Genomic DNA, 20,912 nt, shown 5'->3' with positions numbered 1-20,912 from the left:
ACGCCGATGGCGGCATCGGCGCCGGACACCAGGGCGCGTACCAGGCTGGACTTGCCCACCGAGATATCGCCGAACACCGCCACGTGCACCTGGCCGCCCTCGCGCCTGCGATCGAGCTCGGCCAGTTCCGCGCGAGCCCCGGGTGCCGCCGTGCCGCTGGATTCCAGCGCCTGGATGCGCGCCTGCAACGCGGGCCGGTCGGGCACGACGCGCGAAGGACGCGGACGCGCCGGGCGCCACAGCCACCACGCGGCGGCACCGGTAGCGATGAGGCCCGCAACCACCAGCACGCCGATCACCCACTGCCAGGCCACCGGTAACGCCGCCACCTCGCGTGCCAGCGTGATCGCCCGCGCGGCGATCAGCAGCAACAGCAGCACCATCGCCGCGGCCGCCACGATGGCAAACAGCCGTCCTAGGCGCATGGGCGTGCGCCTGTATTCGTCGTGCGCTGGGGAAAGGTTCGGTTCGCGTCCATCCCGGCTGATGATAGTCTGCGCGCGGCGCCCAACGAACATGGATGATCACGTGGCCCGATGGATCCTGGCCGGCCTGCTGGCCTGTCTTTGCCTTGCCGGCGTGAAGGCGACCGATGCCATCGTCGCTGCGCCCGCCGATGCCGCCGCGGCGATGCAACACAAGATGCAGTTCCGCCATTTCGCGATGGCCGACGGTTTGCCCTCGCGCAAGCTTCGTGCCCTGGTGCAGGACACCACCGGATTCCTCTGGATCGGCTCCGACGCGGGCCTGGCGCGCTTCGATGGCATCGAATTCGACGTCTTCCGGCGCGAGGCGGGTGTTGCCGGATCGATCGGCGGCAATCGCTTCGACGCCCTGACGGTGGACCGCGCCGGACGTGTGTGGGCGGGCGGCATCGGTTCGGGACTCAGCCGCCGCAATGCCGATGGCAGTTTCACCACGTGGCGCCACGTGGAAGGGGAACCCCGCAGCCTGGCCGACGACGACGTGCAGGCACTGGCCGCGGGTATCGATGGCGGGGTGTGGATCGGTACCCGGCACCGCGGCTTGCTTCGCCTGCCGCCGGAAGGAGGATGGCCCGAGCCCGTGGCTTTTTCCTCTCCGGCAACACGCGGGCCCGGCCCGGGGGAAGTCAATGCCCTGCACGTGGATGGCGATGGCGCGCTGTGGATGGGAGGCACCCACGGCCTGGGACGCAGGGACGCCCGGGGCTACTGGACATGGCTTGAGTTCCCCGGTGGCCCGCCACCTGTCGTCCATGCCCTGGACGTGGATGCCGGTGGCATGCGTGTTGCCAGCGAGCGGGGTCTGTTCGTCGTCAACGGTGATCATTTGCAGTTGGTCGAAGGAACAGCAGGACGGCAGGTAACGGCCAGTCTTCGCGACTCGCAGGGGACACTCTGGATCGCCCTGGCCGGTGCCGGCCTGCTGTTGCTCGAGCCAGGGGGGCAGGCAGTCCAGGTGTCGCCGCGGCCGTTCCTCCCTCACGGGCTTCCTGGCCGCCACGTCGCACGCCTGCTGGAGGATCACGAGGGCGGCATCTGGTGTGCGCTCACCGATGGCGGCCTGGCCTATGTCGGTCCGGGGTGGGGACGCTTCTTCCTGTTGACCCATGTGCCCGACGAACCGTTTGGCCTGCCGCGCCGCGCGGCCAGTGCGGTAGCTACTGCCCGCAACGGCGATGCCTGGGTGGGTGGCATGCACGGCTGGATCGCGCGCATGTCGGTGGCTTCCGAAGCCGTGCTCGAACGCCTGCCGGACATTGGTGCAAGGGTGGATGCCTTGCTGGAGGCCGCCGACGGCACGTTATGGATCGGCACCGCGCGTGGCTTGATGGTGCGGCGTCCGGGCGCAGGCGTGGCCACTATCGTCGCGGGGCCTGCTGAAGCGGTGACCGGCCTTGTCGAATCGCCGTCCGGGACGGTGTATGCCAGTACGCGCAACAGTGGTGTGTGGAAGCTTGAGCGGGGTCAGGCGCGTGCGTCGGCCTTGACGGCGCCCCGTTCGAGTATCCATGACGATACACGGCAGTTGTTGATGGTGGGCGCCTCGCCATGGCGTGCCGGCAGCAACGGCTTGCAATGGCTTCCACCCGGTGCACGCCGTTTCGAACCGGTGCCCGGCGTGGACCCGGGTGCGGTCGACGCCATGGCCATCTCGGACGATGACCTCTGGGTGGCCCGCGCCGACAGTCTCCAGCGCTATCGCTGGCGGAACGGACATGCAGTGAAACTTCAGTCGATCGACCAGGCCGCCGGCTGGCCGCGCACCGACGTCCTTTCCATCGGCGTGGGACCGCGCATGCACGTCTGGGGTCTGGGCGTGGCCGGGCTGTGGACCTATGCGCCGGAAACTGGCGAAGCCAGGACACTCGGGCTTAGCGATGGACTCTTCAGCGCCGAGTTCACCAATGGGACCACGGCTGTGCTGGCCAATGGCATCATCCTCGGCGCCACCCTCGATGGCGTGCTGGGTTTCGATCCCTCGGCGCCGGTGTCCGTTGTCCCGGCGCCGCCGATGACCGTGCGCTCGATCTCCATCCGCCGGGACAACCGGCGAATCGACCTGCCGCTGGATGGCCGGCCGCTGCACCTGGGCTGGCGCGATCGCGAGCTTACGATCCAGGTTCGCGCCTTGTCGTTCGTGGACGGAGGCGCCAACCGCTATCGGTTCCGGCTCAATGGGCAGGACGAGCCCTGGCTCGATACCGGCCATCGCAGCTTCAGGGAGTTCGCGCAACTGGATGCCGGTCGCCACCAGCTTTGGGTGGAGGGGGCCGCCCCCCATGGTCCGTGGGGAGCGCTGCCACGGCCTGTGGAAGTGATCGTCGAGCGGACGCCGTGGACGCGGCCCTGGGCGTGGGTGGCCTATGTCCTGGCTGCGTGTCTGTTGGCGTGGACCGTGGTGTTGCGAACGCGAAGCGCGATGGACCGACGGATGCAGGTGCGGCTTGCCCGCCAGGCACGCCAGCTGGCCGAAGAGGCCAACGACGCCAAGACAAGCTTCATCGGCGTACTCGGCCACGAATTGCGTACGCCGATGACGGGTGTGCTTGGCATGGCGGAATTGCTGGCATCCACGCCACTGACCTCCGTGCAGGCCGGGTACGTCCGCGCCATGCGGCAATCCGGACGGCTGTTGTTGCGGCTGCTGGACAATGTGCTGGACCTGACCCGCCTGGGATTGGCGCGGCTGGAACTGGAGAACGCAGCCTTCGACCCGGCGGCGCTCATGGCCGACACCGTGGCTGTCGAACGACCGCTGGCCACAACGCGAGGTCTGCGGCTGCTGGCCTCGTTGCCGCCTTCAGGCCTGCGCCGCAGGGTAGGCGATGAGGCGCGCGTACGGCAGATCCTGTTGAACCTGGTCAGCAATGCAGTGAAGTTCACCGAGCATGGGCAGGTGACGGTATGCGGGCACGACGGGCCGGCGGGCCTGGTATTCACCGTCGCCGACACCGGCCCCGGCATTGCCGCACATGATCGCGAGCGCTTGTTCCAGCGTTACGAGCAGGCGCGGACGCGGCAACGTGCCCACGGCTTCGGCCTGGGACTGGCGATCTGCCGGGAACTGGCCACGCTGATGGGCGGCGGCATCGAGCTGGACTCGACACCGGGACAGGGTTCGATCTTCACCGTGCACCTGCCGCTTCCCGAGGCGCCGGACAGTGCCGTGGCTGCGGGCCAGCAAAGAGCCGAAGCCGCAGCGAATGCCGGGCGCATACTCCTGGTAGAGGACGACGCTACCGTCGCCGCGGTGATCGCGGGGCTACTGCGCCAATCCGGTCATGCGGTGACCTGCGCCTCGCACGCGCTCGACGCCATGGGCTGCATGGAAGACGCCGTCTTCGACGTGGTCGTGCTGGACCTGGACCTCCCTGGCATCGATGGCTTCGGCCTGGCCCGCTGGCTTGGCCTGCGGCAACCATCGCTACCGATCCTCGCCGTGAGTGCCCGTTCGATGGGTGATGAGGAAGAGCGCGTGGCCGCGGCCGGCATGCGGGGCTTTGCGCGCAAGCCCGTGGATGCGGTGATGTTGCAGCGCCTCCTGGCCGGCCTGGATCAGCTTTAAGTTACATGTCGTGCTTGGCGACTTCGAAGCCCAGGCGCTTGTACTCGGTCCAGCGCTTGCGCGAACCCTCGCGCTCAGCGGAGTCGGCGGCCACCACCTCGAGCACGCGGTCGAAGTTTCCCGGGGCGCAGGCATCGCGAAGGTTGATCACCAGCGCCCGGTCGGCGGTGTCCACGCCAGGTGGCGCGATCAGCACGGCGGTGTCGGCGTCGTCGTCATCGCCCGCCAGCTGGTGCGGAATGAAGGCGTCGTCGTCGAACGACCACAAGAGGTCGTCCAGCGCCTCGGCCTGGGCGAAGTCACGTGCCAGTACCAGGGTGAACTGTTTCGCCGCCAGCGCCTTGCGCGCCAGTTCGCACACCAGCAGCAGCGGTTCTTCGCGGAACCGCGGCTTATCGATGAGGTAGAAGTCGGCGCGCGGCATCGATCAGGCTTGGCCTGCGCGGTGGATCAGCCACTGCACCAGCATCGGCACGGGGCGGCCGGTGGCCAGGCCCTTGCGGCCCTCGTCCCAGGCCGTGCCGGCGATGTCCAGGTGCGCCCAGCGGCGGCCTTCGGTGAAGCGGGCGAGGAAACAGCCGGCGGTGATCGCGCCGCCGAACTTGCCACCGATGTTGGCGACGTCGGCGAAGCCGGATTCCAGCCCGCTTTGGTATTCGTCCCACAGCGGCAGGCGCCAGCCGCGGTCGAGGGTGGCTTCGCCCGCGGCGATGATCTCGGCGGCGAGGTCATCGTGCTTGCTCATCACGCCCGTGGCGTGCTTGCCCAGTGCGACCACGCAGGCGCCGGTAAGGGTGGCCGCGTCGATGATCACGGCCGGGTCGAAGCGGTCGCCTGTGTAGGTAAGGGCGTCGCACAGGATCAGGCGGCCTTCCGCGTCGGTATTGAGCACCTCGATGGTGAGGCCTGAAAGACTCGTCAGTACGTCGCCCGGGCGATAGGCCGAACCGTCGGGCATGTTTTCCACTGCCGGTACCACGCACACCAGGTTCACGGGGAGGCCCAGTTCCACCGTGGCGACGAACGCGCCGAGCACGCCGGCGGCGCCGCACATGTCGAACTTCATCTCTTCCATGCCCGCGCCAGGCTTCAGGCTGATGCCGCCGGTGTCGAAGGTGATGCCCTTGCCGACGAAGGCATAGGGCTTCTCGCCCTCGGCCCCGCCGTGGTACTGCAGCACGATCAGCTTGGGCGCGTTGGCCGAGCCACGGGCGACCGCCAGCAGTGAGCCGAAGCCGAGTTTTTCCATTTCGTCGCGTTCGAGAACTTCACACTCGACGTTCACCCGGCGATCGGCGAACTCGCGTGCCTGGTCGGCAAGATAGGCGGGGTTGCAGATATTCGGCGGCAGGTTGCCCAGTTCGCGCGCCAGGCGGGTGCCGGTGGCGATCGCGGCCGCCTCAACGAGGCCGCGTTCGCCCGCTGCCTCGGCCGTGATGGTCACGGCGACGAGTTCGGGCGTTTTCTTCGCGTCCTTCGGCTTGAAGGTGGCGGTGTAGCGGTAGGCGGCGTGGTCGAAGGCCAGGGCGGCGGTGCGGGTGCGCCAGGCGATGTCGCGGCCGGGCACGTCGATTTCGGCCAGGTGCACGACGGCGCTTTCCACCGGCAGGCGGCCCACCGCGCGGGCAGCCTCCAGGCAGACCTTCTGGTAGCGCTGGGCGTCGAAGCCCTTCTGCGCGCCCAGCCCAACCACCACCACGCGTTCGGCCGGGGCGTCGACCGGGGCAAAGAGGACCACCGCGGTACCGGCCTTTCCGGTGATGTCCCCGGACTCGACCATGCGCTTGACGGCGCCACCGCAGGCGACGTCCAGCCGGGCCGCGGCGCTGGTGAGCACACCGTGCTCAAATACGCCGACGACGGCGCAGGGCGTGGGGCTGGCGTCGGGGAGGCCGGAACCAAGGCTGAACTGAAGCGTCATCGAAAACTGTCCTGCGCGAACCCGCCGATGCCCTGACAGGATAGACTTTACGTTTGCCGCCCCATTGGGCACGGCGCTAACCGTACATTCTAACGCTTGAGCATCCTCGACCGCTATTTCCTCCGCGAACTGGCCTACAGCATCGCCGCGACCGCCATCGTGCTGTTGGTGATCCTGGCCGGCGGCACCTTTGCGCGCGTGCTGGCCCAGGTGGCCAACGGTACCTTCCCCCCCGGCATCATGTTCCAGGTGCTGGGCCTGCGCATGGCCGACGCGCTGTCGGGCATGCTGCCCCTGGCCGCCTTCCTGGGCACCCTGGTGGCGCTGGGACGGATGTACCGCGAAAGCGAAATGCACGTGCTTTCGTCCTCGGGCATGGGGGCGATGGGCCTGGTCCGGCCGATTGCGGCGCTGGCCGTCATCACCGCGCTCATTGTCGGCACGGTGGCGATCTGGCTCGGCCCGCTGGCCAGCCGCACGTCCGACCAGATGATCACCGACGCCAACCGTTCGGTGATCGCCGCGGGCCTCGATGCCGGCCGCTTCACGGCGCTGCCGGGCAAAGGCGGGGTGATCTTCGTCGATACGCTCAGCCGGGACGGCAGCAAGCTTGGCCATACCTTCCTGGCCAAGGACGTGATCACCTCCAAGGGCGTGCACGTGGTGCGCCTGGTGACCGCCAACAGCGGCCAGATGTACCAGGAAAGCGACGGCGACGGCCGCTTCATCGCCCTGCATACCGGCTGGCAGTATGAAATTCCCCTTGCGGGAGACAACTGGCGGCGCATGCGCTTCGAGCAGAACGATTCATCCCTTTCCGCGGTCACGGCCGACGACGATGACGACGACCCGGTCCACTCGATGAGCTTCGGTGATCTGAGCAAGGCCACCACCACCGAGGCCCACGCCGAGATCGCCTGGCGCATCGCCGCGCCCGTCACCGCGCTGGTGCTGCTGATGCTGGCAACGCCGCTGTCGCGGCAGTCGCCCCGCGAGGCGCGCTACGGGCGCCTGATGATCGCGGTGCTCAGCTACTTCCTGTACCTGGCCCTGATGCAGATCATCCGCACCATGATCATCAAGGGCACCCTGCATACCTCGGCACCGATGTGGACGATCCACGTGATCATCTTCGGTACCGCGGCGTGGTTCTTCACCCGCCAGTACGCGCCACGCAAGGTCCGCAAGCCGGTCGCGACGGCACCGGCGGTGGGCGCATGATCTCCCTGCGAATCAAGCGCGCCGACCGCCTCGTGGCCATGAGCGTGCTCGGCACGCTGGTCGTGGTCTGGCTGATCCTGGTTGGTTTCGACGCGCTGCTGCAGTTCGGCAAACAGCTGGGCAAGCTCGACAAGAACGGTTTCACCGCCACCCAGGCAGCGGCGTACATCCTTCTTACCATCCCGCGCCGCCTGTACGAATACTTCGGCAACGCTGCCCTCATCGGCGGCCTGCTGGGACTGGGCGGCCTGGCATCCAGTGGTGAGCTCACTGCGCTTCGCGCGGCGGGCATGTCGAAGCTGCGCATTGCCGTGTCGGTGACCGGCGTGGTGGCCCTGCTCACCCTTGGCGTGGTGATCCTGGGCGAAACCCTGGCCCCGGTAGGCGACCAGCGAGCCCAGGCGATGATGGTTCGCTACAAGTCCTCGAACCTGGGCCTTACCACCGATAGCGGCCTGTGGGCGAAGGACGGCCTTAGCATCATCAATGCGAAAAACGCACGCCTGCTCACCGACAATACGCTCGGCGCCGGCGTGCAGCTGGACGACGTGCGCGTGGTGCACCTGACCGACGATGGGCAGGTGTCCAGCTTCGATCATGCCCGCCTGGCCGAGCACGATGGGGTGAAGTGGACGCTGAAAGACGTACGCAGCACGACCCTCGATGCCACGGGCGTACACAGCAGTACCGTTCCGGTGAAACCGTGGGATACCAAACTCGATGCCCGCGTGCTGGAACAATCCGTGGTGCAGGTGGACAACCTCTCCATGCACGACCTGCGGCAGAACATGGCCTACATGGAAGCGAACGGCCAGAACCCTGGTTCATTCGCCGTGGCGTTCTGGGGCAGGGCGCTCTACCCCCTTACCGTGCTGGTGCTGGTGCTGTCGGCCATGCCCTTCGCCTTCGGCGCCCTGCGTTCGGGCGGCATGGGCAAGCGCATCTTCATCGGCATGCTCTTCGCCATCGGCTGGTACTTCTTCCAGAAAGCGGTGGTGAGCTTCGGTACCGTCTACGGCGTGCATCCGCTGGTGGCCAACCTGGCGCCCACGGTGCTGCTGGCCGTGGGCGCCACGCTGTACTTCCGCAAGCACGGCTAGCCCTCACTTGTCCCGGGGTCCGGTCCGGGGTCAGAGTGGAACTCTGACCCCCAACCTCAAGCCTCGCTAGCCGCTCCGACCGCCGAGCAGCGAGCTCGCGTTGTGGTCCAGGAACAGGTAGCCGTTACCGCGGGCGGTGAGCAGGGGGAGGGGCAGGCCGCTGCGGTCATGCACCTTGCGGCGCAGGCGGAACACCAGCATCTCAAGTCGGCGCCGGGCATTGGCGGGATCGCCGTCGTCGAGGGCCCGCATGAGATCCTCGCGGGAGAGCGGCGAACCGCCGGCATCGATCAGCGCGGCCAGCACGGCGCGTTCGGTGGACGTAAGGGCGATGGCCTGCTCGTCGGGCGTGAGCAGGCACCAGCCGGCGGAGTCCAGGCGCCAATGACCGCCCGTGGTGGCCGGCGCGGATTCCGTGGCCGATGTCGACGGCCCGATGGCGGGTTCCGCGGCATCCATGCGCCGGGCCAGGCCGCGCACCGTGGCAATCACGGTATCGGCGTCGGCACTATCGACAACCCAGGCATCGGCGCCCCAATCCACCACCTGGCTGGGCGAGAACATGCCGTGGCGGGCGACGCCTGCCACGATCCCCACCGTCGACGCGTCGCGCAGATTACGCACCAGCGGCGCGCCGTCATCGTCGATCGCCGCGGCATCGACCAGCACGATGTCCATGCGCCGGCCCAGCAGGAGCCGGTAGAGCGCGCAGGAAGAGTGCACCAGGTCGAGCGTGATGCCAGCGCCGGCCATGCGGGCGGGAAGTTCGCGTGGAAAGGCGTTGTTACCTGGGCAGGCGTGCAACACCACGCGTGGCGTAGGCAAGCTGATGTGACTGGCTGGAATCATTGGCATCGTTCCCTCGATGATCGGTGATCGGCTTCCGTGCCGAGGGGTGTTTATAGCAGTACTCGCGGCCCCGGGGTATCGGGCAACGCCGCGCGGGCCATGGCCGGCTACCGTGCATGCCTTCTGGCACTGTGTCGTAGGTCATGGTCATCCCTAGGGTGGGAAGATCACCCAAGGGAGCCTAGGCCCATGCGTCCTCTCGTCCGTCCGTTCGTCCTTACCCTTCTCGCTGCATGTTGCGGCGCGGCATTGGCCGCCACACCCGAACCCGCGCCGCTCGCCCGCCTGCCGGCGTGGGCAACGCCGGAGGCCTATACCCTGTCCTTCAAGGTAGATCCGAAGGAAACCAACTACAGCGGCAGCAGCACCATCAAGGTCAAGCTGTCGCAGGCGTCCGATCACCTGTGGCTGCATGGCCGCGACCTCACCGTGAGCAAGGTCGTGGTGACCGGTGCAGACGGTAAAGCGCATGAAGGCAAGTACGTCGCGGTGGCACCGAAGGAAGGCGTCTCCCGCATCGACTTCGGCAGCACGTTGAAGCCGCAGGAAATCACCCTCGCCATCACCTTTACCGCGCCGCTCAACCAGCAGTTGCAGGGCCTGTACAAGGTGACGCACGAGGGCGTGCCCTATGCGATGACGCAGATGGAGCCGGTGAGCGCGCGCTTCGCTTTCCCGGGCTTCGACGAACCCTCCTTCAAGACGCCGTTCAACCTCAGCCTTACCGTGCCCGCCGACGACCAGGCCGTGGCCAACACCAGTGCGGTAAAGGAAGAAAAGGCCGGCGACGGCTGGAAGAAGGTGACCTTCGCCAGGACCGAACCGCTGCCGACGTACCTGGTCGCCTTCGGCGTCGGCCCCTGGGACATCGTCAAGGGTCCGGACATCGCCGCAACCAAGTACCGCGACCATGCCACCCCGCTGCGCGGCATCGCCGCCAAGGGCGAGGGCCACCGCATGCAGCATGTGCTGGGCGAAACGCAGTCGATCATCCATACGCTCGAGGACTACTACGGTTTCGGCTATCCATTCGACAAGCTGGACCTCCTGGCCGCCCCGGACTTCTCCGCAGGCGCCATGGAGAACGCCGGCCTCGTGACCTTCCGCGACTGGCTGCTGCTGATCGATCCGGATTCCCCGGCGCAGTACGTGCGCGGTTCCTTCAACGTCAACGCGCACGAACTCGCCCACCAGTGGACGGGCGACACCGTCACCATGACGTGGTGGAACGATATCTGGCTGAACGAGGCCTTCGCCACCTGGATGCAGCAGAAGGTGACGCAGAAGGTGCATCCGGAATACCGCGCCGATCTTGACCGTATCCGCGGTGCGCAGGGTGCGATGAACAACGACGCATTGGTGAGCGCGCGCAAGATCCGCCAGGAAATTACCGGTAACGGCGATATCGAAACCGCCTTCGACGGCATCACCTACCAGAAGGGTGCCGCGGTGCTGGGCATGTTCGAAGGCTACGTGGGCGAGCCGATCTTCCAGAAGGGCATGCGCGCATATATCCAGGACCACAAGTTCGGCAATGCCAGCGCCGACGACCTGGTGGAATCGATCCGCAAGGCCGCCGACAAGGGCGAGGACTTCCGCAAGGCGTTCAAGAGCTTCCTTGACCAGTCCGGCGTGCCGTACGTGCAGACCAAGGTGTCCACCGAAGGCGGCAAGACGGTGCTGCACCTGACGCAAAGCCGCTACCTGCCCACCGGCAGCACCGGCGACCGCAACCGCGTGTGGGGCGTGCCGGTATGCGTGCGCTATGGCACGGCGTCGGGAAGCAAAGTCAGCTGTGAGCTGCTGGACAAGGCCACCGGCACGATCACCCTGGAAGGCGCATCCTCGCCCACCTGGGTGCTGGCCAACGCCAACGCCAGCGGCTACTACCGCTTCAGCATCGACAAGGCGGACCTCCCGCCGCTGGTGAAGGTGGCTTCGTCGCTGAGCGACGGCGAGCAGCTGGTGTACGCCGATGCATTGGACGCCGGCTTCAACCAGGGCGACCTCGATGCCCATGACGTGCTTGTGGGCCTGAAGCCGCTGACGATGAGCAAGACGCGTGAAGTGGCCGCCGTGCCGACCATGATGCTCAGCCAGTTCTACTATCGCCTGGCCAAGACCGACGCACAGCGCGCGGCGGTGGTGAAGTATGCGAAGGACGCCTACCTGCCGCGCATGGAGCAGCTCGGTTACAAGCGCAAGACGGGTGAGCCGGATGGCGATTCCCTGCAGCGTGCTGCGCTGGCCGAGTTCCTCGGCGGCGACATGCGCATTGCTGAAGTCCGCAAGGCCCTGCTGGCGCAGGGTGACGCGGCGCTGAAGCCGAAGGCCGATGGCCGCCTGGACCTCGGCGCGGCCGATCCGGACCTGCTGGGCGCGGCGCTGGGCGTGGCTGCGCAGGAACACGGCAAGCCGGCGGTGGATGCGCTGATCGCCGAGCTGCCGAAGAACAGCGACCCACAGCAGCGCAATGCGATCCTGGCGGGCCTGGCCGAGACCAGCGATGTCGCGCAGCTCAACCGCGTGCGTGACTACGCCCTTACCAAGGACGTCAAGGTCGGCGAGATGGCGGCGCTGCTGCGTGGCGGCCGCGAAACCCGTGCCCAGCGCGACGCCCTGTGGAACTGGGCCACCACGAACTACGACAAGATCGTGGCCCGTACCGGTAGCTTTGCCGGCGGCGCACTGCCGCGCCTGATGGGCGGTGGTGGTTGCTCGGAAGAAGAAGCCACGCGCCTGCAGGATTTCTTCGCCACCCGTGCGAAGAATATCTCCGGCGCCGAGCGCGGCCTGGCGCAGACCACCGAAGGCACGAAGCTGTGCGCGGCAGGCATCGCCAAACAGGATCCGACCGCGCTAACGCGCTAAGGCGAGAACGGGACCGGAATACGGGGCGCTTCGGCGCCCCGTTTTTTTTGTCCCTGCCTTGGTACGCGTCGGTACAATGCGCCCATGAATCGACCCGGTCCCACCGTCCGCGACGCCCTGTCGGCGGCTACCGAGCAACTGGGCGGCCGGGCCGATGCTGAGTTGCTATTGCTTCACGTCCTGGTCAAATCGCGCAGCTGGCTGTTCGCCCACGGCGATGATCCGCTGCCCGCCGATGCCGGCGTGGTGTTCGACCGCGCGGTGGCCCGGCGGCTGCAGGGCGTGCCTATCGCCTACATCACCGGTCGCCAGGGGTTCTGGTCACTCGACCTGGAAGTCACGCCCGATACCCTCATCCCCCGGCCCGAGACCGAGCTGCTGGTGGAAGCGGCGCTTGCCTGCGCGCCCGGCGATGCGCCGTGGCGGATCGTCGACCTGGGTACCGGAAGCGGAGCGATAGCCCTGGCGCTGGCCCGCGAACGGCCCCATGCTCATGTGGTGGCGGTGGATACCAGTGCGGCAGCGCTCGACGTCGCCCGACGCAATGCCCGAAGCCATGGCCGGAGTGTGAGCTTTGTCCACGGCCACTGGCTCGATGCGGTGGCAGGCGAACGCTTCGACCTCATTGTCTCCAATCCTCCCTATATCCAGGCGGGCGATCCGCACCTGGCGGCGTTGTCGCATGAGCCGTCCACGGCGCTGGTGGCCGGTGTCGATGGTCTGGACGATATCCGGCTGATCGTCCGGGGCAGTCCCGACGCACTGCATCCCGGCGGCTGGTTGCTTCTCGAACACGGCTGGGACCAGGGGCAGGCGGTGCGCGCCCTGTTTGGCGAAGGCTGGCAACAGGTGGAAACGCTTTGCGACCTGGAAGGCCGCGAGCGGGTTACCCGCGCACGCTACGGCGATCGATAGCGCGAGCATCGGGGGAAAGCCTGTCAGAAGAAGCCTTGATGTTTGTCGGCGGCGTGACGCCGGTCACGAATGGAAAGGATTCCCGCTTGATCGACACACGACAGCCACGCGATGGTCGTTCGGACACGATCTCGATAAAAGGATTTAGCCATGCGTATCGTCCTGCCAATGGTCGCCTCGTGCGCGATGCTGTTCAGTGGACTTGCCTGCGCCGCGGGCGCGGTCAACAGCGAAGCCCCCGGCGCGGCCGCCGGCCTGCGGAACATCGCGTACTTCGCCCAATGGGGAATCTACGCCCGCAACTACCACGTCAGGGATATTGATCTCAGCGGTTCGGCGTCGAAGCTCACGCACATCAACTATGCCTTCGCCAACGTGCGCAATGGTGTCTGTGAGGTCGGGCGTACCCAGCCCACCAACCCAACCACGGGTGAAGGCGGCGACGCCTGGGCCGACTACCAGAAGGGTTACAGCGCCGCCGATAGCGTCGCCGGCGTTGCCGATGGCTGGGACCAGCCGCTGAAGGGCAACTGGAACCAGCTGCTGCAACTGAAGAAGAAATATCCGCACCTGAAGGTGCTGGTGTCGCTGGGTGGATGGACCTGGTCGCGTGGCTTCTCGCACGCGGCACGGCCTGAGAACCGCCAGCGCTTCGTCGCCTCGTGCATTGATGCCTACATCAGGGGCAACCTGCCCCGCGTGGGCGACGCTGGCGGGCCGGGCGCCGCGGCCGGGGTCTTCGATGGCATCGATGTCGACTGGGAATATCCGGCCGCGCCAGGCATCGACGACACCTCGCATTCGGCCGCCGACACCGAAAACTTCACCGCCCTGATGGCGGAGTTCCGGCGCCAGCTCGACGCCGTGCAGCCTGGGTTGCTGCTCACCGTCGCCGTGGGCGCGGGTGTCGACAAGATCCGCGTCACCCGCCCTGGCGACTACAGCAGGTACCTGGATTTCATCAACGTCATGACGTACGACTTCCACGGCGGCTGGGAAGGCAACACCAACTTCCACTCACCGCTGTACGGCACGCCCGCTGATCCCTCCGTGGGCGATGTCCGCCGCTACAACACCCACGATGCCATCCAGGCCATGAAAGCCGCCGGCGTTCCCGCTGCGCAGCTCAATCTGGGCATCGGCTTCTATGGCCGTGGCTGGACGGACGTATCGCCGGCCGCCAATGGTCTTTACCAGGCCGGACGCCCGGCACAAGGCACCTACGAAGCAGGTATCGAGGACTACAAAAAGCTTGCGGTACTTGGTTATCCAGGTTATCGCGACAGCACGGCCGGCGCTCACTGGATCTACGCCAACGGTAAGTTCTGGAGCTACGACGATCCAGCCAATATCGCGCTGAAGATGCGCTACGTGCGCGACCAGGGGCTGGGCGGTGCGTTCTCGTGGGAACTCAGCGGCGACGACACCCGCGGCACGCTCGTGCAGGCGATGAGCCAGGGCCTGGGCCCACGGTAAGGCTCGATGAGGTTGGGGGTCAGAGTGAATACCCTGACCCCGTTTCCCTTAGCGACTCAGCCGGTGCTGGCGACTTCCGCGGGCATCAGATTGACGAAGCGCGTGCGGATGGCATGGCGGATGCCGGGAAGGTCCAGGCCCGCCATGCTCAGCACTTCTTCGCGCGAGCCATGTTCCAGATAGGCATCGGGCAGGCCAAGGTGCAGGATCGGCAGCGTGATGCCGTGGGCGGCCAGCAGTTCGGCCACACCGGCGCCCGCGCCGCCGGCGATCACATTGTCCTCGATGGTCACGAACGCCTCGTGCGTGCGCGCCAGTTCCAGCACCAGGGCTTTGTCCAGCGGCTTGACGAAGCGCATGTTGGCGAGCGTGGCGTCCACTTCGGCGGCGATCACCGCCGCCGGTGACAGCATGGTGCCGAAAGACAGGATCGCCAGCCCATGGTGCCCGCGGCGGCGGATCTCGCCCTTGCCGATGGGAAGCACGTCCAGCTGCGGCTCGATCTTCGCGCCCGGCCCGGTGCCGCGCGGATAGCGCACGGCGGCGGGACCTTTGTAGTGGAAGCCGGTGGACAGCATCTGCCGGCATTCGTTTTCATCCGAAGGCGCCATGATCACCATATTCGGCAGGCAGCGCAGGAACGAAAGATCGAAGCTGCCGGCATGCGTGGCGCCGTCGGGGCCGACCACGCCGGCGCGGTCGATGGCAAAGGTCACGTCCAGGTTCTGCAGCGCCACATCGTGGATGGCCTGGTCGTAGGCGCGCTGCAGGAAAGTGGAATAGATCGCCACTACGGGCTTGGCGCCCTCGCAGGCCATGCCGGCGGCCAGGGTGACGGCATGCTGCTCGGCAATCGCCACGTCGAAGTAGCGCTGCGGATATTCCCGCGAGAAACGCACCAGTCCCGAACCTTCGCGCATCGCCGGCGTGATGCCGAACAGGCGGTCGTCAGTGGCCGCCATGTCGCACAGCCAGTCGCTGAAGATGTCGGTATAGGTGGGCTTGGCAGGCCCGGCCTTCTTGGCCAGGCCCGCGGTGGGATCGAACGGGCCCACCGCGTGGTACTCGATCTGGGCCTCTTCGGCCGGGGCATAGCCCTTGCCCTTGGTGGTGATCACATGCAGCAGTTGCGGACCGGGCAGTTCTTTCACCGTACGCAGCGCGGTGAGCAGCTGCGGGATGTTGTGGCCGTCGATCGGACCGGTGTAGTGGAAGCCCAATTCCTCGAACAGGGTCGAGGGCACGAACATGCCCTTGGCGTGTTCCTCCCATCGGGAAAAGAACCGGCCGAAGAACGACTTCTTCGGGATCGCCCGCTTGGCGCGCTCGCGCCATACGTTGAGAGTGTGGCTGGCCATGGCGCGAGCCATCATCTTGGTCAGCGCGCCGACGTTCTCGCTGATCGACATGCCGTTGTCGTTGAACACCACCAGCATGTTCGGTTCCACGTCGCCGCCGTGGTTGAGGGCCTCGAAGGCCATGCCCGCGGTCATCGCGCCGTCGCCTATCACCGCCACCACCTTGCGGTGATCGCCCCGGCGCTGCGTGGCGATGGCCATGCCTAAGGCGGCCGAGATCGACGTGGAGGAATGGCCGACACCGAAGGTGTCGTATTCGCTTTCCTCGCGGCGTGGAAACGGCGCCAGGCCGTCTTTCTTCTTGATCGACGTGATGCGCTCGCGCCGGCCGGTGAGGATCTTGTGCGGGTAGCACTGGTGGCCCACGTCCCACACCAGGCGATCGCGCGGCGTATCGAACACATGGTGCAGGGCGACGGTGAGTTCCACCACGCCCAGCCCGGCACCGAAATGGCCACCGGATGACGCCACGGCCTCGATCAGGTAGCCGCGCAATTCATCGGCGACGGCCGGGAGGTCGTCGTCGGCGAAGGTCCGCAAGTCGGCGGGCACCTGGATCTTCGCCAGATACGGGTAACGGGAAAGGTCGGTCATCGGCATATTGTTGGCCCAAGCCCGGGGCTGGGCAAGGGCAGCCGTGTGAAATTACCGTGGCTTAAGCGGCCGGGCGGCGATCCCTTGGCAGGTGGCTGACCAGGAATTCCATCTGGTCGGCCAGGATATTGCGGTTGGACAGGATCAGGTGCTCCACCCAGCTGGGCCGGTAGGGCACGGCCAACAGCGGCATGTCGGCCTGCTGCGGGGTGCGGCTGCCCTTGCGCAGGTTGCAGGCAAGGCAGGCGGAAACCACGTTTTCCCAGATGTCCTGGCCCTTCTTGGACACCGGAAGCACGTGATCTCGGGTGAGTTCGTGGCGGCTGAAATGATCGCCGCAGTACAGGCAGATGTGGCGGTCGCGGGCGAACAGCGCGGTGTTGGTAAGCGCCGGGGCCGGGTCGATGGCGTGGTCGCGGCAGTGGCCGGTACTGGCAACGATCGGGTGGAGCTTCAGGATGCTCTGGTCGCCGCGGATGCGGTTGATGCCGCCGTGGACGGTGATGCAGGGGTCGCCCAGGGTCCAGGCTACCGCTTCGCGAACGTACAGGCAGGCGGCGTCCTGCCAGCTGATCCAGTCAAGGATCCGGCCAGCAGCGTCCAGCGCCAGCACCCGGGTGGTGTTCAGCGCAGTCACGCGGGCGGCTTCCAGGGCCATGTTTTCCGCGGGGTACAACGGGGCCAAACCAAGCATGCGATGCGTTCCTTCACGAAAGCGAAAGATCGTCCAGCGACGCGGCCATCGGTGGCCGACAGGCCGCGTGGGCCGAGCATAGCCCAGTTCCGTGACAGATCGCACGCGCAGCGGTACGGATCGTGCTTGCCGGTCGCCCACCTGCATTGACCCCAAGCCGCTGATATAGTGGGCGTTCGATTGCTGACCCGACGCCGGGTCTGATTGGGGAGGCCGGGGTGGCTGCCCCGGCACGGCGGGGGCATTGAGGGTAGAAAACGTGGCTGAAGTGCTTTTTTATGAACGTCCGGTTCCGCTGAACCGCACCGCGCACAAAGATCTGCGGATGCGTCCGCTGCCGAACGTGAGTTTCGCCGCCAAGGTGCATTCCGTTCCGCTCACCGGCGTCGAGTTCGCTCCCGCCGCGCGCGATTTTCCCATCCTTTTCGCAGGTTCCACGCTGGAAGAGGCAGGCCCCATGGCCTTGCTTGGCCTGCGCCAGGAAGAAAACCTCTTCATCGGCGAAGAAGGCTTCTGGGAGAACGGCGTCTATATCCCGGCTTTCGTGCGCCGCTATCCGTTCGTGCTGGCCGAGAAGCCGGCCGGCGCCGAGGGTGACGATTTCACCGTGTTCCTCGACGAAGCCTTCGATGGCTTCAACAACGAGGAAGGCGAGCGCCTGTTCAACGAGGACGGCACCGATGCACCGGCCCTCACCAATGCGGTGAACTTCCTGGGCGAGTTCCAGGACCACGTGCGCCGCACCCAGTGGTTCATGGGCAAGCTGCGCGAGCACAACCTGCTGGAGCCGCGCACCATCAACCTGTCCAACCCGGCGGGCAAGCAGATCAACCTCAACGGCCTGTTCGTGGTGAACGAAGAAAAACTTCGCGCGCTCGACGACAAGGTCGCCGGTGAACTGCTGCGCGAAGGCGCCTTCGGCTGGATCTATGCCCACCTGGTGTCGCTGTCCAATATCGACCGCATGGCCGAACGCCTGGGCAAGCGCGAGCAGGGCACAGCCGTCGCGGCCTGACGACCCCCAACCTCGAAGTGAAAAAAACCGGCCTTGAGCCGGTTTTTTTCGGCCTACTTCACCGCCTTGGCCATCCGGCAAAGATCCAGGTCGTACCCGGCCGCTTCATACGTCTTGCGTGCCCGCTCGTTGCCGGGGAATACCGCAATGGTGACGTACTGGCATTTGTGCTCGCGGGCCCAGGTGTAGGCATGGTCGAGCAGCGCCTTGCCTACGCCCGTGCCTTCGGCCTCTTCGGCGACGGCAAGGTCCGACACATGGCAATTGGTGCGATGGTTGAAGAAGTCCTGCGTCTTTTGCAGGTGGATGAAACCCACCGGCTCCGCGTCTTCGTCTTCGGCGACGAAGATGAAGCTGTTGGGGGGTTGTTCGTCCAGGTGGCGGACCAGGTCCGCACGGATGCCTTCGATGCATTCGTTTCGCCGTCGCCCGTTGGGCAGCGGGAAATCCACGAAGCGGGGAATCAGGCCGAGGATGAAATCGTCATCGTCTTCGGCGAGGCGAATCAAGTACGTCGTTTCGCTCATGGCGTAGGGAGGCGCTATGGAGACCGGACCGAGCCTGTGTTTCTACACCCTTGGAGGTAGCCGTGCAAAGTGCCCGGCGCCAGGCCGGGCACTTTGGATCGATCAGGCTATCGCCGGAAGCGTGGCCACACCCGCCTCGATGGCCTGGCGGTGCAGCTGTGCACGGGGCAGGATGCGCGCGAAGTAAAATGTTGCGACATCGCGCTTGGCCTGCTTGAACGCCGCCGGGCGGGACGAGCCGTCCGCCGCGGCGACGCTACGGGCCCAGGCCCAGGCCAACGCCACATAGCCTGAAAAATAGAGGTAATCCACCGCGGCGGCGCCGATCTCCTCGGGATTTTCTGAAGCTTTGGCCACCAGCGACTGGGTAAGCTCGCCCCAGGCCTTGGCCGCCTGGGACAGCGGACCGACGAAGGCGGCCAGGCCTGCATCCTGTGCGTGCTGCTTGCAGAACGCACCCACCTCGGCCAGGAAATGCTTAAGCCCCGCGCCCTTCAGCTGCAGGATCTTCCGGCCGATCAGGTCCAGCGCCTGGATCTGCGTGGTCCCTTCGTACAGGGTGGTGATGCGTGCGTCGCGGACGAACTGCTCCACGCCGTTCTCCACGATGTAACCGTGGCCGCCATAAATCTGCAACGCTTCCTTGGTCGATTCCACCGACCATTCCGTCAGCATGCCCTTGACGATGGGGATCAGGAACGAGAGCAATTCCCCGGCCTGGACACGCGCCGGTTCGTCCGCGGCGCGGGCCTCGATGTCGCTCTGCAAGGCCCCGTACACGGCCAGCACGCGGCCGCCTTCGACGAAGGCCTGCTGGGTCAGCAGCATGCGGCGGACGTCCGGGTGCACCACCAGCGGATCGGCAGGCTTGTCCGGATAGGCTGGGCCCGACAGAGCGCGCATCTGCACGCGCTCGCGGGCATAGTTCAGGCTGTTCTGAAGGGCGCGCTCGCTGATCGCCAGGCCCTGGATGCCCACGGCCAGGCGCGCGGCATTCATCATGGTGAACATGGCCTGCAGGCCCTTGTGCGCCGGACCCACCAGCCAGCCTTGAGCGCCGTCGAAATTCATCACGCAGGTAGCCGAGCCGCGGATGCCCATCTTGTGCTCGATGGCGCCGGCGGCGAGCGTGTTGCGCTCGCCCATGGAGCCGTCCTTGCCTACACGGAATTTCGGCACGGCCAGCATCGAGATGCCGCGGCTGCCGGCGGGTGCGTCGGGGAGGCGCGCCAGCACCAGGTGCACGATGTTCTCGGCGAAGTCGTGCTCGCCGGCACTGATGAAGATCTTCGTGCCGCTGACGGAAAAGCTGCCATCGCCATTGGGCTCGGCGCGGGTTTTCAGCAGGCCCAGGTCCGAGCCTGCCTGCGGTTCGGTCAGGCACATGCTTCCCGTCCAGCGGCCCTCGACCAGGGGCTTCAGGAATACATCCTGCTGCCATGCATCCCCATGGTGTTCCAGGGCGTCCACCGCGCCCTGCGAAAGCAGCGGATAGATGCCCCAGGCCAGGTTCGCCGAATCGATCATTTCCTTGGTGAGGGCGCCCACCGCATGCGGCAGGGCCTGGCCACCGTGGACCTCGGGTGCGGTGAGGCCTGCCCAGCCGCCGTCGACGTACTGGCGGTAGGCCTCCTTGAAGCCCTTCGGCGTGGTGACCGTCGCCGTGGCCTTGTCGTAATGGCAACCTTCTTCATCGCCACTGGCGTTGAGCGGCGCCAGCACCTGTTCGTTGAAGCGTGCCGCTTCGTCAAGCACAGCGTCGATCAGATCGCGGGTGTGCGCCTGGCCGCCGTCCAGGCCGCCAAGGATGGCCTCGGCACCGAGCACGTCATAAAGCGCGAAGCGCATGTCGTTGAGCGGGGCTTTGTAGATCGTCATGGGAGTCTCAGCGATAGGTGTTGGGAATGCCAGGGACCGGAGAAAGCCAGCCGCGGGCCTGGAAATCGAAGGGTCGTTGTTTCTTTTCCTGCTCGGGCTTGGCCATCATCAGGCCGTCCACCCGGTAGGCCACCGAGCCGCTGCTGCCTTTGTCGGCGATCGCCGCGATGGCGGCCGCCATCGGAGCGGTGGGCGTGACCTCAAGCTCCACGACGTCGGCGGCGAAGGCGGGGATGTCCAGCTCGATGGCCTTGCCCATCGGCATGGGTGGAAGGTCTGCCATGTGCAGGCTGGCATCGAGCGCGCTGAAGTCCATTTCGCCGAAGCTGTTGTTCTGCACGCGCACGATGAGCTTCCACGGCTTGCCGGGCACGGCATGCAGTTGCTGGATGGTCACGGTGGGCGGGAACACGCTTTTGCGCGGCGGTCCGCAGGCAACGAGT

The 20,912-nt window shown here is 66.5% G+C and carries 15 protein-coding genes and 1 pseudogene; 7 read left to right on the top strand and 9 right to left on the bottom strand.

Going from position 1 to position 20,912, the window contains the following annotated elements; all coding sequences use genetic code 11:
• A pseudogene (locus VK519_RS11675) lies at positions 1-425 on the bottom strand (GTPase); the annotation flags it as partial.
• 103 nt (positions 426-528) lie between these two features.
• On the opposite strand from VK519_RS11675, the gene VK519_RS11670 reads away from it, so the two are divergent.
• Complete coding sequence (locus tag VK519_RS11670; protein ID WP_324349965.1) at positions 529-4,050, top strand: hybrid sensor histidine kinase/response regulator; 3,522 nt, start codon at positions 529-531, stop codon at positions 4,048-4,050.
• Position 4,051: 1 nt separating this feature from the next.
• On the opposite strand, the gene VK519_RS11665 is transcribed toward VK519_RS11670, so the two are convergent.
• Together VK519_RS11665 and VK519_RS11660 are read right to left on the bottom strand one after the other, a co-directional pair.
• Entirely contained in the window at positions 4,052-4,474 is a 423-nt protein-coding gene (locus VK519_RS11665) for a DNA polymerase III subunit chi (RefSeq protein WP_324349964.1), read from the bottom strand.
• Positions 4,475-4,477: 3 nt separating this feature from the next.
• Positions 4,478-5,971: a leucyl aminopeptidase gene (locus tag VK519_RS11660; protein WP_324349963.1), complete on the bottom strand. Its 1,494-nt coding sequence runs from the start codon at positions 5,969-5,971 to the stop codon at positions 4,478-4,480.
• 96 nt (positions 5,972-6,067) lie between these two features.
• Between VK519_RS11660 and lptF the strand changes: the two genes are divergently transcribed.
• Both lptF and lptG read left to right on the top strand, forming a co-directional pair.
• Positions 6,068-7,192, top strand: a complete 1,125-nt coding sequence (gene lptF / locus VK519_RS11655; protein WP_324349962.1) for an LPS export ABC transporter permease LptF — start codon at positions 6,068-6,070, stop codon at positions 7,190-7,192.
• Positions 7,189-8,292, top strand: a complete 1,104-nt coding sequence (gene lptG / locus VK519_RS11650) for an LPS export ABC transporter permease LptG (protein WP_324349961.1) — start codon at positions 7,189-7,191, stop codon at positions 8,290-8,292. The genes lptF and lptG overlap by 4 nt, the downstream gene beginning before the upstream one ends.
• 66 nt (positions 8,293-8,358) lie before the next feature.
• On the opposite strand, the gene VK519_RS11645 is transcribed toward lptG, so the two are convergent.
• Positions 8,359-9,141, bottom strand: a complete 783-nt coding sequence (locus tag VK519_RS11645; protein WP_324349960.1) for a winged helix-turn-helix domain-containing protein — start codon at positions 9,139-9,141, stop codon at positions 8,359-8,361.
• Positions 9,142-9,330: 189 nt separating this feature from the next.
• On the opposite strand from VK519_RS11645, the gene VK519_RS11640 reads away from it, so the two are divergent.
• From VK519_RS11640 to VK519_RS11630, 3 genes are all read left to right on the top strand, one after another.
• Positions 9,331-12,012, top strand: a complete 2,682-nt coding sequence (locus tag VK519_RS11640) for a M1 family metallopeptidase (protein ID WP_324349959.1) — start codon at positions 9,331-9,333, stop codon at positions 12,010-12,012.
• A gap of 84 nt (positions 12,013-12,096) precedes the next feature.
• On the top strand, positions 12,097-12,927 hold the full coding sequence (gene prmC / locus VK519_RS11635) for a peptide chain release factor N(5)-glutamine methyltransferase (RefSeq protein ID WP_324349957.1): 831 nt from the start codon (positions 12,097-12,099) through the stop codon (positions 12,925-12,927).
• 186 nt (positions 12,928-13,113) lie between these two features.
• Positions 13,114-14,403, top strand: a complete 1,290-nt coding sequence (locus tag VK519_RS11630) for a glycoside hydrolase family 18 protein (protein WP_324349968.1) — start codon at positions 13,114-13,116, stop codon at positions 14,401-14,403.
• A 56-nt stretch (positions 14,404-14,459) separates the two neighbouring features.
• On the opposite strand, the gene dxs is transcribed toward VK519_RS11630, so the two are convergent.
• Complete coding sequence (gene dxs / locus VK519_RS11625; RefSeq protein ID WP_324349955.1) at positions 14,460-16,355, bottom strand: 1-deoxy-D-xylulose-5-phosphate synthase; 1,896 nt, start codon at positions 16,353-16,355, stop codon at positions 14,460-14,462.
• 61 nt (positions 16,356-16,416) lie between these two features.
• A complete protein-coding gene (locus VK519_RS11620) occupies positions 16,417-17,013 on the bottom strand; it encodes an HNH endonuclease (protein WP_324349966.1) in 597 nt (198 codons plus the stop codon).
• 295 nt (positions 17,014-17,308) lie between these two features.
• Between VK519_RS11620 and VK519_RS11615 the strand changes: the two genes are divergently transcribed.
• Positions 17,309-18,064: a SapC family protein gene (locus VK519_RS11615; RefSeq protein WP_324349953.1), complete on the top strand. Its 756-nt coding sequence runs from the start codon at positions 17,309-17,311 to the stop codon at positions 18,062-18,064.
• A gap of 53 nt (positions 18,065-18,117) precedes the next feature.
• Here VK519_RS11615 and VK519_RS11610 read toward each other — a convergent pair whose 3' ends face one another.
• From VK519_RS11610 to VK519_RS11600, 3 genes are all read right to left on the bottom strand, one after another.
• Positions 18,118-18,591: a GNAT family N-acetyltransferase gene (locus VK519_RS11610; RefSeq protein ID WP_324349952.1), complete on the bottom strand. Its 474-nt coding sequence runs from the start codon at positions 18,589-18,591 to the stop codon at positions 18,118-18,120.
• Between the two features lie 102 nt (positions 18,592-18,693).
• Positions 18,694-20,469, bottom strand: coding sequence for an acyl-CoA dehydrogenase C-terminal domain-containing protein (locus VK519_RS11605; RefSeq protein WP_324349951.1), 1,776 nt, complete (start codon positions 20,467-20,469; stop codon positions 18,694-18,696).
• Between the two features lie 7 nt (positions 20,470-20,476).
• Positions 20,477-20,912 (bottom strand): hypothetical protein (locus VK519_RS11600; protein WP_324349949.1); only part of this gene is annotated, 436 nt, incomplete at its 5' end.

Origin of the sequence: Pinirhizobacter sp., assembly GCF_035317885.1 — a bacterium.
Lineage (GTDB): Bacteria > Pseudomonadota > Gammaproteobacteria > Xanthomonadales > Rhodanobacteraceae > Pinirhizobacter.
Note: the sequence above shows the minus strand (reverse complement) of the source record. Positions and strands in the feature narration are given on the sequence as shown.

What these genes read in the sequence shown, in the direction of transcription:
- VK519_RS11620 (WP_324349966.1), bottom strand. Translation starts at nt 17,013, where the DNA reads ATGGCCCTGGAAGCCGCCCGCGTGACTGCGCTGAACACCACCCGGGTG.
- VK519_RS11640 (WP_324349959.1), top strand. Translation starts at nt 9,331, where the DNA reads ATGCGTCCTCTCGTCCGTCCGTTCGTCCTTACCCTTCTCGCTGCATGT.
- VK519_RS11665 (WP_324349964.1), bottom strand. Translation starts at nt 4,474, where the DNA reads ATGCCGCGCGCCGACTTCTACCTCATCGATAAGCCGCGGTTCCGCGAA.
- prmC (WP_324349957.1), top strand. Translation starts at nt 12,097, where the DNA reads ATGAATCGACCCGGTCCCACCGTCCGCGACGCCCTGTCGGCGGCTACC.
- VK519_RS11610 (WP_324349952.1), bottom strand. Translation starts at nt 18,591, where the DNA reads ATGAGCGAAACGACGTACTTGATTCGCCTCGCCGAAGACGATGACGAT.
- VK519_RS11660 (WP_324349963.1), bottom strand. Translation starts at nt 5,971, where the DNA reads ATGACGCTTCAGTTCAGCCTTGGTTCCGGCCTCCCCGACGCCAGCCCC.
- lptG (WP_324349961.1), top strand. Translation starts at nt 7,189, where the DNA reads ATGATCTCCCTGCGAATCAAGCGCGCCGACCGCCTCGTGGCCATGAGC.
- VK519_RS11630 (WP_324349968.1), top strand. Translation starts at nt 13,114, where the DNA reads ATGCTGTTCAGTGGACTTGCCTGCGCCGCGGGCGCGGTCAACAGCGAA.
- VK519_RS11645 (WP_324349960.1), bottom strand. Translation starts at nt 9,141, where the DNA reads ATGATTCCAGCCAGTCACATCAGCTTGCCTACGCCACGCGTGGTGTTG.
- VK519_RS11605 (WP_324349951.1), bottom strand. Translation starts at nt 20,469, where the DNA reads ATGACGATCTACAAAGCCCCGCTCAACGACATGCGCTTCGCGCTTTAT.
- dxs (WP_324349955.1), bottom strand. Translation starts at nt 16,355, where the DNA reads ATGACCGACCTTTCCCGTTACCCGTATCTGGCGAAGATCCAGGTGCCC.